The sequence below is a fragment of the Microbacterium sp. Y356 genome (assembly GCF_059445355.1).
The window spans coordinates 96,776-110,618 of sequence record NZ_JCAIUE010000001.1; the positions used below are offsets into that span (position 1 = coordinate 96,776).

Consider the following 13,843-nt stretch of genomic DNA (forward strand, 5'->3'; position numbering starts at 1 on the left):
GGGGGACGCGGCCATCAGTAAGTCGACCAGGAGGAACTCATGGAAAGCACTGCTCGAATCGGATCGGGGCGCAATGCGCTCACCCGCAGGAAAATCTACGCCGTTCTCGCCGGGGGCCTCGTCCTCGGCGTCGGCACAGCTTTGACGCTCGCTGCCTGGAGCGATTCGGAGTTCGCGACCAGCGACTTCACCGCAGGCGTGTTCGAATTCCAGGGTTCCACTGACGGGACCACCTGGGCAGATCATGCCGTTGAGGGCGATGCCGCAGCACTGACATTCAGCGCTGGCTTCGACGCCCTCTCACCTGACGACGTCGTCTACGCGCCGTATGCCCTCCAGCTCACTGCAGCGACATCAGATTCCGCGACGCTCACTGCCGTCGCCCCGGTCGCGACCGGCGACCTCGCCGCCCAGTTGACCTTCGCCTCGGTGGCGACGACAACCTTCGGCTGCGACGAGGCCGCGTTCACCGGCGGAACTGCTGTGCCCGCCGCGCTGGATCCAGGCGACATCATCTATCTCTGCCTCCAGGTGACCGCGGGAAGCGCCATTGTTCAAGGCGACACCGGCACGGCCGTCTGGCAGTGGGACGCCGTTTCCAGCTGACCGGCTGATCGCCTCTCTTGCGTCGTCACACCGTCGGGCGCGTCCCGGGCACGTTCACCCGTGTTCGGGCGCTGTTCGCGGGTGCCCTGGTCCTGGGACTCGCCACCACCGGCACCCTGGCCTCATGGACCGACCAGGAGCTAGCCGGTGGGGCGCTTGCGGCGGGGACGTTCGCCCTCGTCTCCAGAACCGACACGGGCGCGTTCATCTCGCACGGCCAAGATGGACACGCCGTTCTCGCGTGGGATGATGCCGCGTTGTTCCCCGGTGAGAGCACGGCGGCCTGGGTGCAGATCCAGTCGTCCGGCTCGACCGCGGGCGAGGTTCTGCTCACGACTGCCGAGTTCGCCGAGGAGGTCGTGGACGGATCCAACGATGCTGCCGTCCGCGACGCGCTTGTTGTGCGGATGTCGGCGTCGGTCTCATCAGAGGACATCCCACCGGAGTGCACGACGAACACTCCGGGTGTCGAGGTCACCGGTCTCACGAACATCCCAGTTCTGCCCGGTCAGCCTGTGGAGGCAGCGGCGGGCAGCACTGTGACTTTCTGCGTCGTGATCACGCTCCCCGACGACGCACCCAGCACCGCGCAAGGCGGAGCAGTGCTGCCCAGATGGATCTTCACCGGAACGACCACCTGAAATCCGAGGAACAGAGACGAGCATGGGAATAGCAGCCAACGCGCTCACCCGCACGGGTCGCATCGTGCGGGAAGTGCTGTTGACGTGCGCGGCGCTCGGCGGCGCGCTGTGTATCTTGCTCGCGGTGCTCGCCTTCACTGGCGGCTTCTCGCTGATGCTCTTCAAAACGGGATCCATGTCTCCCACGATCCCTGCGGGCTCGGTCGCACTGGTGCAGGAGCTCCCCGCGCCCGAACTGCGCGTCGGCGATGTCGTGACCGTGGAGCGTGAGGGGGCGCTGCCGATCACACACCGCATCACCAGCATCGACGATGGTGATTCCCCCGATCAACGCATCATCACAATGCGAGGCGACGCCAACCTCGCAGACGACCCTTTGCCCTACACGATCGACGAGGGGCGCATCGTTCGCGGCTCCGTGCCGTATCTCGCCGGGGTCATCATGTGGTTCGGTAACCCCTGGGTGCTCGGATCATTGACGATCGGCGCCGCGCTGCTCGTTGGCTGGGCGTTCTGGCCTCGTCGGCAAGATGCCACAGCGGAGACCGAGTCCACAGAGCCCACAGAGCCCATAGAGCAGAGCGAGCAGGAGTCCGACCTGCCCTCGACTCGAGCCGCGCTGCGGCGTTCCGGCGTCCTCGTCGCGGCGGGGATTCTCATATCGCCGCTCCCTCTGCTCGCTTCTGCTGGGCCCCCTGCCGAGGCCGCGGGCACATCCGCTCTCACGATCCATTCTGATCTCGAAGGTGCCGGCGTCCAGCAGCTGGATGCGACCGACCCCCTGCTCTGGCATGTCGATGTCGACGCGCTCACGGCTCCTGACCCCGGCGACCTCCAGATCTCGATCTCTGCGAGCGGCGACGATATGTTCGGTCTCCGGGCAGAGATTCGGTCGTGTACGCGGCCCTGGCAGGCACAGATCTGTGACGCCGACGAGCGAGTGTTGCAACCCTCGGGTCCTGTGGGCGTCGACGGCACGTGGAGCGTGCTGTGGACTTCCCCCACCCCGGATGCTGTCTTCCTCCGAATCGCGCTCACAGCTACTCCCGCTGTCCAGGCGACGGGAACGGAGGGCGCATCGGTCACCATCCGCGCCACAGCTGCCGGAGACACCGAAGACACCGAGCTCGATGGCACTCCGCAGTTGCCCTCAACCGGCGGCGGCAACACGGCGATGATCGCCGCGCCAGCAGCCGTGCTGATCGGGCTAGGCATTGCACTCATCGCTCACCGTCGGCGTGACCGAACTCACGAACGGAGGCGACCGTGAACGGATCCCGCCGTCAACATGCACGGCGGCGGCGAGTCACTGCCCTCACCCTCGCTGTTGCCGTTCTCGTCATGCCCTTCGTGCTGTCAACGTCAGGCGCCGCGACTTCGCCTGTGACAGTCACTGAGGCATCCTGGACCGATACCCAGCACGCCGGCGGCACGCTCGCTGCGGGCGAGCTCACCACACCGGAAATCACGCAGTGCGTCGCCGACAACGACCCCCTACTCGGTACGTTCTCAGCTCTGACCCTGGAGTGGACATCGGTGCTGGACGATCCCGAACGCATGGCGCTGACGCTGACAAGATCCGGTGGAACACCCGTCGAGGTTCCGTCCGAAGACATCGTCCGCAGCGGACCTCTGAACGGCACCTACACTTACACCGTCGAATACACCTCGGGCATGCTTTCGGCGATGCTCGGCCCGTTGTTCGGCTCGACGGTCGACATCTCGCTCGGCGCGCAGGCGGGGGCGTCGTGGGTATCACCCGGCACGTCCGAGCGCACTCTGACGGTCGGTGCATTCGGTGGGGCGCTCGGATCGGCAAACTGCGACGTCGCCCAAAATCTGACTCTCACTGGACTCATTGCTAGCACTCCCGCCGTCAACCGCGTCGTGGCTGTCGGCACTGCGCTGACTTCATCGCTCCCCCCGGAGTTGCAAGACCGCCGTAGGACACCCGAGTACACCGCCACGCTACGCAGCTCGACCACGAGCGCCGTCGTTCCCGGCGCAGCGGTCACGATTGTCCTCCCTGACGGACTCGCCTTCGAGTCCGGTGCATCCGCCGGACAGAGCAGGGGAACTTTCACCACCAGCGCCACCGGAACCGTGATCTTCCGCGTGGTTGCAAACCGATCAGAGGCTGCGCAGGGAGTGGTGCGCGTCGAATCCCCTCGCGCGCTGTCCATCATCTCGGCGCAACCGGTCGCTTCAGTTCCGCTGGTCGCCTGGGGTTACAACGCGCAGTCCCAAACCGGCTCAGATCAGGCCGGAAATCGCCTGAGCGCGGTGCCCCTCTGGGACCAGCTGGACATCACCGGAGCGACAGCCCTCGGATCCAGTTATGCCACTCCGCTGTACGCGGACCAGAACGGCAACCTCTGGGGGCGTGGCTACAACGTATCTGGCATCATCGGCGACGGCACGGTGACGACCAGGACAAGCGCCGTCGCGGGGATCATCGCCGATGGCACTCAACTCGGCGGGATCGTGCAGATCGGAAGAGGCACCGAGCAGTTCTCATCCGTCGCTGTCGACTCCGCAGGTGAAGTGTGGGCCACCGGTGATGCCGAACTTCAAGGGTTCGGCACCGGATACACGAACACCTACCGCTGGCAGCGAATCAGCGACAACCTCGATATGCCGGTCGGTGCGATCTCGGCGCAAGTGAATCCCTGGGGTTCGGTGCTTCTCGTGCTCTCCGACGGACGCGCAATGGTCACCGGCGCGGACTCCTACGGATACGCGGCTCAGGGATCAGCGGTGACAGCCGCGCAGGGAACCCGGGGCCTGTTGATGCTCACGGCCGCAGGTACGCCGATCACTGGCGTTGTCTCCGGCGGGATCGGGTGGTATCACTCCGCCGTCGTCACCTCCGACGGCGCGCTCTACACCTCGGGGCCGGCCGCGTACGGTGGAAGTGGTTCGATGTATCTCACCTCGATGCCGCTGCCCGAAGGCAAATCAGCGGCCAGCGTCGTGGTCGGAGAGCTCAAGACTCTGGTGATCATGACCGATGGCACCGTGTACGCCCTGGGAACGAATACCAGCGGCGCGCTCGGCATCGGTAGCAGCGCGAGCCCACAAGGCACGCTGACCGCCGTGGCACTTCCCGCGGGAACAGTGGCGACCGATGTCGCCATGGGAAATGACGCATCGCTGTTCCTTCTCGACTCCGGGACGGTCTATTTCGCGGGGGCCAATGACAACGGAGTCGCCGGCTCAGGTGCGGCTGGCGGATACTTCTACACTCCCGCGCAGGTTCCACTCGCGCATACGGCAGTCAAGGTAGCGGCGACCTGGTACGACACCTATTTCGCCGAGCTCGGCTGAAGCTGGGCGGATCAGTCCGCTCAGAACTCACCCTGGTGCTCACCGCATCTGTTCGGGCACAATCGGAACCAGCGCGATTGTTCGCACGGTCTGGGGGCCGACATGGGGCAGCAGAATGAGGGAGCCACCGAGCAGATCTTCGCGCTCTCGAACAAGGACGCCGAAACGGCGCGGGAATGGCTGGCTGAAGCCTTCACGACACAACGCCAACGCGGTTCCGCCCGCGCACTGAGCGCAGAGCAGCAATCGAGCATCAGCGAGGTGCTCAACCTGGACTGGTGGCAGACAGCCGTGGCCGAGGGAGTGGATGACGGCCATGCCGTGCACGGCGCGCTTCTCGGCGATCTGCTGCCGGCCGCTGTTCATGCAGCGTCCGAACTCACCCTGGGCGGCGTCGTCCTAGCGATGTACCTGCGCAACCTCGTCAACGAGGCCTGGGAACTCAACTGGGACCACGGGCTGATCCGTGCCGCGGTGAACACCGCTGTTGATACCGCGTCGACCCTACCTTTCGAAGGAGCGGATGCTGTCGCCTGGGATCTTCTGCGGTTCATGAACCGCGAGTTCGACGTCGAAGCCGCACTACTCACCGGCAACCTCACGGCCGTAATCACGATGACAGCGCAGGCTGTGTCGGAGATCGCGCCCGTCCGCCAAGCGGCCGGCGAGCTCGCAGCGCAGCCGGGCCGCTCGCAGTTGATCGCCGAAACGCGCTCTGAATATCGCTACTACCAGGCCGTCCACGATATTGCGCGCGCGACATCCGATCTGCTCGCCCGCCGAACGGATGATGCCAGCGCGGAGATCGCCCGGATCACTGCGCTCATCGATGAGGGCGGTTTTCGGACCGTAGACGCAAGCGAGCTTCGCGGACACCTGGCGTCGCTGCATACTGTCAGCGATGCGGCGGACAGACCCTGGCTGCACATTGACGAAGGGCGAGTGCGCATCATCTACGGATTCGGTGTGATTCAGCGGGGCTCCGAGAAACTCTCGACCGATCTCGAGGAGTTGCATACGCGCGTCGCCGCCATCAGCGCGGCCGGAGGGCATCTCGGCCCGCTGAAAGTCACGAAGGCGCTGCGACGCCTCACTCTCAGTGATGTCTGGCAGGGGTCCGACAGTCTGGGTCGTCGCTACCGGGGCACGACCTTCCAGCTGGAGGAACTCGCTCTGAGGGTGCCCGGGGCGCCCGGCAAGCCGCTCATGATCGGCGCCCAGATCCAACTGTCCGAGTTGGGCAATCATGCCGTGCTCTTCGATATCGACCTCAAGGATGTCGCTGCGTTTGAGGTCGCGCAGATCGTCAACCTCGCTACCCCGGTCTACGGCGACCTCACCGAGATCCCGAAGGCACTGCATCTGCACCCGCGTTCCGACGAGCGTCTTCGGCTGTCCCGGATCGCGGCCGTCGTCAGCGGCATCCTCGACGATCTGCGCACCCTCCTCAGGCAGGTGCATCATGACCGTGACGTCATCGGAGGACTCGCCCATGCCACCGCGACCGACCCGATCTCCTCCCGGTCCGGATCCTTTGGATTGCTCATCACCGTCGAGCGGGCTTCACGCGATGTCGCTGGCCGCCGTACGTCGCTCACGTCCGCCCGAATGATCAACCAACTCTGGGGCGCACAGCCCTTGCTGCATCCGCTCCCCGCTGGAGCATCCGGAGTCGCCGATTGGACGATGTACGACGTCGACGACGTGCCGGGGTTCGAAATGCTGCACCTGAACGATGAGCTACTCACCGCCAACTCGAACGTGACCCTGCTCGCCAGCTTCCGCTCACCCGACTACGCGATCAGTGAGATCGAGAGTTTCATCACCTTCGCCCACAGCATGCACGGCATGTACCAGGCATGGCACACCAAAGTCCGTGACCACGCCGAGAACATCGCGGACCTTCTGATGGCTGTCGAGCGGCTACTCGAAGCTGCGGATGCCGCGGCCACGCGCAAGGACCACGATGCGCAGGAAGAGCTCACGGACGAACTCGGCGAGCTCGTCCGTGTGATCGAGCGTGCTGAACTTGAACTGCAGTCGTTCGTGCAGTCCAAGCACGCGATCATGCTGTTCGTCGAGTCGCCAGCTATCGTCTCCTCACCGGCGTTGCGTGTGGATCTCGACACGGTGCTCCGCTCGAACCACTACGAGCTTCTCCGCGCGGGATTCGAGCGGGCCGTTCGGGATGTACTGGGCTCGCGACTGCAACCCTTGCTCGAGGTGTGCCACCGACGGATCGAACGCATCCTCGACGACAGGCAGGCAGAGCGCGAACGCCGCACCGAGCGACTCGCGCAGGTGCTCGGTGTAATCCTCGCCGTGATTGGAATATCCGGTCTGGCCTCGGTACTCCAAGAGGGATTCGGTTTGCAAGGTGACGTGACGTGGTGGTTCCTCGCGGCGATCTTGGCGGCTGCGTTCGCGATCGGGATCGCCATGATCCTGATGTCGCGCCGTTCGCGGAGCTCCCGTCTACGGCGGCCAGGAGGAAGCAAATGATCACTTACGTCACGAGCACGGATGCCGACCAACTGCGCGAAGCGCATCGAGCGCTGATGACGCCCTCGTTCCGTCCTGGCGAGCTCATACCCGAGGACGACTTCGTCGCTCAATTCGCAGACAGCGCCGAAGCAGTGCTCGCGCGTGACGCTGACGACCGGATGCTGGGGCTCGCCGTCGTAGAGCACTTCCCCGACGCCGTCTTGCTGCAGTACCTCGTGGCCGCTCCCGAGTCGCGTGGCATGGGCGTGGGCTCGGGCCTGCTCGACGCTGTCATCACCGGCTGGGCGCCCGCAGTCTCAGTGCTGCTGGCCGAGTTCGATCGGCCAGATGTGCGGTCGCCCCATCCGCTCCACGGTGACCCGGAAGCACGACTGCGCTTCTACGCGCGTTTCGGTGCGCGTGCGCTCGAACTGCCGTACTTCCAGCCGCCCGTCTCAAACGAGGCCGAGCGAGAGCACGGGATGTTGCTCGCGATCTTCGATCCTGACGGTGCGATTGCGCAGCGAGGGCGGCTCTCTCCCGACCAGAGCACGGCCGTCCAGAATTATCTCGACGACATCCTCGACGGTGCAGAGGATCCGGATGCGCAGCGCCTGCGTGATGCGGCACGTGTGCACGACGGCATCCGTGCCCGCCCGCTCTCCGAGTATCGGGACGTGCCGCTCTCCCCACTTCGGGCATCGCCCGATGCGTGAAAGCCGTCAGTCCGCGCTCATCACCGACTGCACGGTGCCGTCTGACGCCAAGTTCACCAACAACACGTCGTCGGCTTCATCCGCATCGAGCGCGTACTCGAGCACTGCGAATGGTTCAGAGCCGCCGTGTTCGTCGGCGAGGATCGTCATACTCATCAGACGCATCGAGCGGATGATGTCGACCGCGGCGTCGCCGCTGACATCGACGAGCACGTTCTCAAGCTCGTCGCCGTAGGCCAGCTGCTGCTGCAGAATGTACTCGGTCACTTCACTGGTGCGGTCGTCGACCTCGGCGAGCATGCCGCGCCTGGCCGTATCGTCCACATCTTCCAATCCGGAGATGAGGGATGCGGCGATGTCGAGCGCATCCTGCGAGACGTCGTCTTGATCAGGCGCGGTGAGATCGACGGTCACCGCCTGGTCGCCGAGTTCCACGGTCTCGCTCCAAAATATCGACCCGTCTGGCCCGGAGGACAAGAGCCCGAAGTAATCGTGTTCGATCGCCATAACGCTATGAAACCAGTCCCTTCACTGACCGACAAGGGATGCTACGAAGACATGCGGTGTGAATCCGGTGAGATCATCGATCCCCTCACCCTGGCCGAGGAGCTTAACCGGGATGCCGGTGCGCTCCTGTACCGCGAGTACGAAGCCGCCCTTCGCTGAACCGTCGAGCTTGGTGAGCACGAGACCGGTGACGCCGGCATGCTCGAGGAAGGCCTCGGCCTGCATGACGCCGTTCTGTCCTGTCGTTGCATCCAGAACCAGCAGCACCTCGCTGATCGGTGCCTGCTTCTCGATCACGCGCCGGATCTTGCCCAGTTCGTCCATGAGTCCGCCCTTGGTGTGCAGGCGACCGGCAGTGTCGATGATCGCTATCTCGATGCCCTCTCGCTGCGCGAACTCAACGGTCTGATAAGCAACGGATGCCGGGTCCTGACCCTCATGCTGCGGGCGGACGATAGCCGCTCCCCCACGCTGGGCCCAGGTTGCGAGCTGGTCGACGGCCGCGGCACGAAAGGTATCAGCGGCGCCCACGACGACGCTGCGCTGGAATCCACGCAGGAACTTCGTGAACTTGCCGATGGTGGTGGTCTTGCCGACGCCATTGACTCCGACGACGAGTACGACGGCCGGACGCTCGGTGAGCTTCAGCGTCGTATCGAACTTTGCGAAGTGTTCCTCGAGTGTCTCTCGCAGCATCCGCTGCAGATCCTGCGGGTCGGTGGTCCGGAATCGGGCAACCTTCTCGCGGAGTTCTTCGACGATGCGCTCGGAGATGTCAGGGCCGAAATCGGCCGTGATCAGCGCGGTCTCGAGCTCTTCCCACGTCGTCTCATCGATCGTGGGCTTGACGAACATGCCGCGCAATGCGCGACCGAGGGACCAGGACTTCTCCGCCATGTCTCCAGCCTACGGTGCCAGGTAGCATCGGGGCATGCACCGGCTCCCAGTCTTCCGCCGACTGTTCATCCACGGAGCAGGCAGAAAGGGCCGGGATGCGTGGCCAACAGTCGATGGAACCGACGACGAGTTCCTGAGTTTCGCCGCAGGGTCATCGATCGGTGCACAGGCTGAGCAGCTCATCGATGGATACGGCGATGAGCCGCTGGTGATTTACGCTCACTCGATTGGGGCCGTGCCAACTGTGTTGGCTGCGGCATCAGGAAAACTCGACGTGCGTGGCCTCGTGCTGGTCGAACCTGCGCTGTATGACATCGCCCGAGGCGACGCTGCGATCGAGCGGCATATCTCTGCCGTCACCGAAGCACGCTCTCAGGCGAATGCCGGGAACCTGCACGGATTCTGGGGGATCTTGCGTCCGTTGATGTTCGGGGGCGGGTTCGCCCCCGACCGTTGGGAAGCCGAGCAGTCCGTCGCACAACACTGGGCCACCACGAATGTCCCTTGGGGACACGGCATCCGCGCAGGAATGCTCGCAGGCCTCCCGACGCTGGTGATCACGGGTGGCTGGAACGATGAGTACGAGATGATCGCCCGCACGTTGGCTAGGAACAGCGCGCGGCACGTGGCGTTGGAGGGCGCAACGCACCGCCCCCAGGACCTTCCCGGCTTCGGACCTGTTGCGGAGGAGTTCGAGCGTTCGCTTTAGGTTCAGCTCGCCGCGGCGGCCCGATCGCCGACACGCTGACCAACCACTGCTGACACGCCGTCCTGCCGCATCGAGACTCCATAGAGTGCGTCGGCGATCTCCATCGTGCGCTTCTGGTGCGTGATCACGAGCAACTGTGAGCTCTCGCGCAGCTGTTCGAAGACCGTCAGCAGACGGCCGAGGTTCGCGTCGTCAAGCGCGGCCTCGACCTCGTCCAGGATGTAGAACGGGCTGGGGCGCGCCTTGAAGATCGCTACCAGCAGCGCGACGGCCGCCAGCGACCGCTCACCGCCCGACAGCAACGACAGCCGCTCGATCTTCTTGCCGAGTGGGCGTACAGACACCTCGATACCCGTGGTGAGTATGTTGTCTGGATCGGTCAGCGAAATGCTGCCGGCCCCACCAGGGAACAACAGCGGGAAAACTTCGAGGAACGCCTGCCTGGTGTCTTCGAATGCGGAGGCGAAAATGGTCTGCATCCGCTCATCGAGGTCGCCGATGATTGTGAGCAGATCCTGACGGGTCTGAGTGAGGTCGGCGAGTTGCTCCGTGAGGAAGGCATGCCGCTGCTCGAGGGCAGCAAACTCTTCCAGTGCCAACGGGTTCACACGCCCGAGTTGGTTGAGCTTGCGTTCTGCCTCAGCCAGCCGGCGTTGCTGCATCCGCCGGTCGTACGGGATCGCGGTCGAGTCGATTTCATCCGACTCCGGCTCTGATTCTTCCACTGCCAGCGGGTCGCGTGGCACAGCCTGATCCGGGCCATATTCCGCAACGAGAATATCTTCATCAAGCGCCAACTCGGATGCGACGCGCTCCAGCAGACTCGTCAGATGAAGCTTCTTCTCGTGGATCTGCAACTCGAGTCCGTGCACGCTCTCGGTGAGGCCTGCCAACCTTTCACGAAGCGAAGTCTCCTGAACGCGAAACGCGGTGAGTTCCTCGTTCTGTGCCGAGCGGGCATTCTCAGCCTCAGCCAGTGCGACCCGAGCTTCTGTGACCGACCGGTCGAGCGAGTCAAGAATGCGAGGCAGCTCCCCCGCAACGCCGGCGGCCGCTTCGCGCTGTGCGCGACGGATCACAGCGCGACGCGCGGCTTCGGTCGCAGCATCCCGTTCCTGTTCACGCTGGCGCTCCAGGCTCGCGACTCGCGACTGCCCTGCCCGCACCCGCTCGCGCAGAGTCTCGATTTCCAGACGCGCACGTACTTCTGCCTCGCGCGCAGCTTCGAGCGTTTCAAGCAGGCCGTCACGTGCTGACGCATCAAGTACCGGTCGCGGCGCGGCAGCAGCCCCTTCGAGTTCGGTCTTGGCTGCCGCCGACGCGGTTTCAGCATCTGCCACGGCTGCCTGCGCTTGGCCGAGTCCAACCTCGAGCCGCTCACACTCGGCGGCCGCCGACTCGTGCCGAACAGTGACCCGGTTGGCCTGTTCTGCATACGTCGCCAGCGCGGCGTCGTGCTCGCGCAGGGAACGAAGCGTTTCCTTGGCCCGGCGCCTGGTGTGCTCAACTCGCTCCGAGGCCTGCTCGCGCTCCTCGCGGAGCGCATCCACAATCACTCGCACTTCAGCGAGTCGCTCCTGGGCGGCATCGCGTTCGGCGGCAAGCTCCAAGCGAGAACGTTCGCCACCGGATCCGGTGCGCAGTGTCTGCGCCGTGACAACATCGCCGGCTGTCGTCACGATTGTGACAGCAGTATCGCCGAGCACGTCAAGCGCAATCCGAGCCGTACGCGCTGCGGCAAGATCGTCAGCGATGAGCACGTGCGACAGCACACCAAGCACACCGTCCGGCGCAGTGACGACGGAGGGTGCCGGGGTGACGCCGACGATCTCTGGCAGTTCGCTAAGGTCGCGCAGAGCGTCAGCCATTACAAAATCGACGACTCCCCGCTTCTGCACTGTGGACTCACTGGCGAGAACGAACGCGGAGTCCACATCGTCGACCAGCACGCCCTCGGCGAGAGGGCCCAGAACTGCGGCGATCGCGGCCTCATAACCCGCCTTCACGTGCACGGAATCACCAACGAGGCCGCGTACCCCTGGAGCACCGGACTTCACAACCTCAGCGGCGCCACCCGACAACGAGAGCGCGCTGCTCAGCGCGGAGGCTTTCGCCGTGAGAGACTCCGCCTCACGTTCAGCAGTGTGCAGCCGCTCGCGCAGGCTCTCCCGCTCTGTCTCCGCTGCCGTGGCCTCTCGCTGCGCGGTCTCATAGTCCGCGGCATGCTCGGCTGCGCTGCCTTCCGGCGCTTCGGCCTCGTCGAGCATCTCCAGCGCATCGGTGGCTTCCCGGCGGCGCTCGTTCGCCGCTTCAAGAGCGTTCTCCTGCCGCAGCACTGCGCCCCGCACGGCGGCGAGAGCGGAAGCTGCGGCCTCGGCGGTGCCCCGCAACGCGGTCAACCGCATGTCGTGCTCTGACACCAGAGCACTCTGCTCGGCGATGTCCACGTCCAAGGTGTCGAGTTCCGCACGCGCGTTCATCACTTCGCGGCTGGCAGCAACCGCCGCATCCTGCGCATCGCCGAGCCCTGCGGAGATCTCCGTGATGTCGTCTTTGGCCTCATCGATCGTCGCCTGTGTGACGGTCACCGTTGTCACTGCGGCGTCGTCATCTTCCGAGCCGAGTAGCGCGAGCCGCTGATTCGCGAGCGTGTAGAGCGACCGCATCCGCTCTTGAACCTGCTCGAGACCGAAGGTGACCCGTCGTGCCTCATCGACTGCTGCCGAGTTCTGGTCGGCTTCGAGCTTCGCGATTCCGGCGCGCACGGTGTCGGCCTGGTCGGTGAGCACGAGACGCTCGGTGTGCCGTTCCTGCTCAGTGCGGGTGTGGTCGGCAAGCGCTGTGCGCAATGCAACGACATCGTCGGCGAAGATGCGCGCTTTCGCGTCACGAAGCACTGCCGCAATGGTCTGCGCCTCACGGGCGATCTCGGCCTGACGTCCCAGTGGCTTGAGCTGGCGACGAATCTCACCGGCGAGGTCACTGAGACGCGTGAGGTTGGTCTCCATCGCGTCAAGCTTGCGAAGGGTCTTCTCTTTGCGACGACGGTGCTTGAGGATGCCGGCTGCTTCCTCGATGAATCCTCGGCGGTCTTCCGGCGAAGCCTGGAGCACCGTATCGAGGCGACCTTGGCCGACGATGACATGCATCTCACGTCCGAGCCCGGAGTCGCTCAGCAGTTCCTGCACATCAAGAAGCCGGCAGCTGGACCCGTTGATCGCGTACTCGCTTGAGCCGTTTCGGAACAGCGTTCGGCTGATCGTGACCTCGGCGAACTCGATCGGCAGCGCGCCGTCGCTGTTGTCAATGCTCAGCTGCACTTCGGCGCGTCCGAGCGGGCCGCGGGTCGAGGTCCCGGCGAAGATGACATCTTCCATCTTCCCGCCGCGAAGCGTTTTCGCTCCCTGCTCGCCCATGACCCAGGCGAGAGCATCGACGACGTTCGACTTCCCAGAGCCGTTCGGCCCGACGATGCACGTCACGCCGGGTTCGAAGACGAAACTCGTGGGCTGCGCGAACGACTTGAAGCCCTTGAGCGTCAGGCTTTTCAGATGCATGCGGGCACCGTTCGTCCAGGGAGAATCACGCCGCCACGCTACCGGAATTCCGCGCAGTAGTCGGCATCCCGCGCGGTGCAGGGCCGGATGAGCATGCACGCGACACGCCGAGAAAACACCAGGATGCTTGACGTCGCACCTGTTGGGGCACTAACTTGACAAATCGGATCGCTCACGAAAAGGAGGACGCTCATGATCATTTCAAATAACTTTGCTCACACCGCAGGCACTGCCGCGGCTCGTGTAGATCAGGCGTCCTCGTACTTCGGCATCCGTCACAGCACTCGGTCATAGAACCACCTGAGATTTCTGGCTCCTCGCGGGCCATCTCTTCCGGTTCTTCCTGCTGTCCGCATCGGTCGATGTTCTGACTCCGACCCCCTGCACATCTCTGGGCAA

General features: G+C 64.5%; 10 protein-coding genes. 7 read left to right on the forward strand and 3 right to left on the reverse strand.

Features of this window, described 5'->3' with window-relative positions; all coding sequences use genetic code 11:
* The first annotated feature begins 39 nt into the window (after positions 1-39).
* From AC1C2Q_RS00525 to AC1C2Q_RS00550, 6 genes are all read left to right on the forward strand, one after another.
* Positions 40-606 carry a SipW-dependent-type signal peptide-containing protein gene (locus AC1C2Q_RS00525; RefSeq protein WP_495448600.1) on the forward strand — a complete coding sequence of 189 codons (567 nt, stop codon included), beginning with the start codon at positions 40-42 and terminating at the stop codon, positions 604-606.
* Between the two features lie 17 nt (positions 607-623).
* Positions 624-1,247, forward strand: coding sequence for a SipW-dependent-type signal peptide-containing protein (locus AC1C2Q_RS00530; RefSeq protein ID WP_495448601.1), 624 nt, complete (start codon positions 624-626; stop codon positions 1,245-1,247).
* Between the two features lie 22 nt (positions 1,248-1,269).
* Entirely contained in the window at positions 1,270-2,517 is a 1,248-nt protein-coding gene (locus tag AC1C2Q_RS00535) for a S24/S26 family peptidase (protein WP_495448602.1), read from the forward strand.
* Positions 2,514-4,574 (forward strand): RCC1 domain-containing protein, encoded by a 2,061-nt coding sequence (locus AC1C2Q_RS00540; protein ID WP_495448603.1) that lies wholly within the window; start codon positions 2,514-2,516, stop codon positions 4,572-4,574. The genes AC1C2Q_RS00535 and AC1C2Q_RS00540 overlap by 4 nt, the downstream gene beginning before the upstream one ends.
* Before the next feature lie 102 nt (positions 4,575-4,676).
* Positions 4,677-7,076, forward strand: a complete 2,400-nt coding sequence (locus AC1C2Q_RS00545; protein WP_495448604.1) for a hypothetical protein — start codon at positions 4,677-4,679, stop codon at positions 7,074-7,076.
* A complete protein-coding gene (locus AC1C2Q_RS00550; RefSeq protein ID WP_495448605.1) occupies positions 7,073-7,774 on the forward strand; it encodes a GNAT family N-acetyltransferase in 702 nt (233 codons plus the stop codon). Before AC1C2Q_RS00545 ends, AC1C2Q_RS00550 begins: the two co-directional genes overlap by 4 nt.
* Positions 7,775-7,780: 6 nt before the next feature.
* On the opposite strand, the gene AC1C2Q_RS00555 is transcribed toward AC1C2Q_RS00550, so the two are convergent.
* The gene (locus AC1C2Q_RS00555; RefSeq protein WP_495429115.1) at positions 7,781-8,281 is read right to left on the reverse strand and encodes a DUF2004 domain-containing protein; all 501 of its coding nucleotides are present in this window, start codon (positions 8,279-8,281) and stop codon (positions 7,781-7,783) included.
* A 21-nt stretch (positions 8,282-8,302) separates the two neighbouring features.
* Entirely contained in the window at positions 8,303-9,178 is an 876-nt protein-coding gene (gene ftsY / locus AC1C2Q_RS00560; protein ID WP_495429116.1) for a signal recognition particle-docking protein FtsY, read from the reverse strand.
* A gap of 34 nt (positions 9,179-9,212) precedes the next feature.
* Between ftsY and AC1C2Q_RS00565 the strand changes: the two genes are divergently transcribed.
* Complete coding sequence (locus AC1C2Q_RS00565; protein ID WP_495448606.1) at positions 9,213-9,887, forward strand: hypothetical protein; 675 nt, start codon at positions 9,213-9,215, stop codon at positions 9,885-9,887.
* Between the two features lie 2 nt (positions 9,888-9,889).
* On the opposite strand, the gene smc is transcribed toward AC1C2Q_RS00565, so the two are convergent.
* Positions 9,890-13,444 (reverse strand): chromosome segregation protein SMC, encoded by a 3,555-nt coding sequence (gene smc, locus AC1C2Q_RS00570; protein ID WP_495448607.1) that lies wholly within the window; start codon positions 13,442-13,444, stop codon positions 9,890-9,892.
* Positions 13,445-13,843: the final 399 nt, after the last annotated feature.

What these genes read in the sequence shown, in the direction of transcription:
- AC1C2Q_RS00525 (WP_495448600.1), top strand. Translation starts at nt 40, where the DNA reads ATGGAAAGCACTGCTCGAATCGGATCGGGGCGCAATGCGCTCACCCGC.
- AC1C2Q_RS00535 (WP_495448602.1), top strand. Translation starts at nt 1,270, where the DNA reads ATGGGAATAGCAGCCAACGCGCTCACCCGCACGGGTCGCATCGTGCGG.
- AC1C2Q_RS00545 (WP_495448604.1), top strand. Translation starts at nt 4,677, where the DNA reads ATGGGGCAGCAGAATGAGGGAGCCACCGAGCAGATCTTCGCGCTCTCG.
- AC1C2Q_RS00550 (WP_495448605.1), top strand. Translation starts at nt 7,073, where the DNA reads ATGATCACTTACGTCACGAGCACGGATGCCGACCAACTGCGCGAAGCG.
- AC1C2Q_RS00555 (WP_495429115.1), bottom strand. Translation starts at nt 8,281, where the DNA reads ATGGCGATCGAACACGATTACTTCGGGCTCTTGTCCTCCGGGCCAGAC.
- ftsY (WP_495429116.1), bottom strand. Translation starts at nt 9,178, where the DNA reads ATGGCGGAGAAGTCCTGGTCCCTCGGTCGCGCATTGCGCGGCATGTTC.
- AC1C2Q_RS00565 (WP_495448606.1), top strand. Translation starts at nt 9,213, where the DNA reads ATGCACCGGCTCCCAGTCTTCCGCCGACTGTTCATCCACGGAGCAGGC.
- smc (WP_495448607.1), bottom strand. Translation starts at nt 13,444, where the DNA reads ATGCATCTGAAAAGCCTGACGCTCAAGGGCTTCAAGTCGTTCGCGCAG.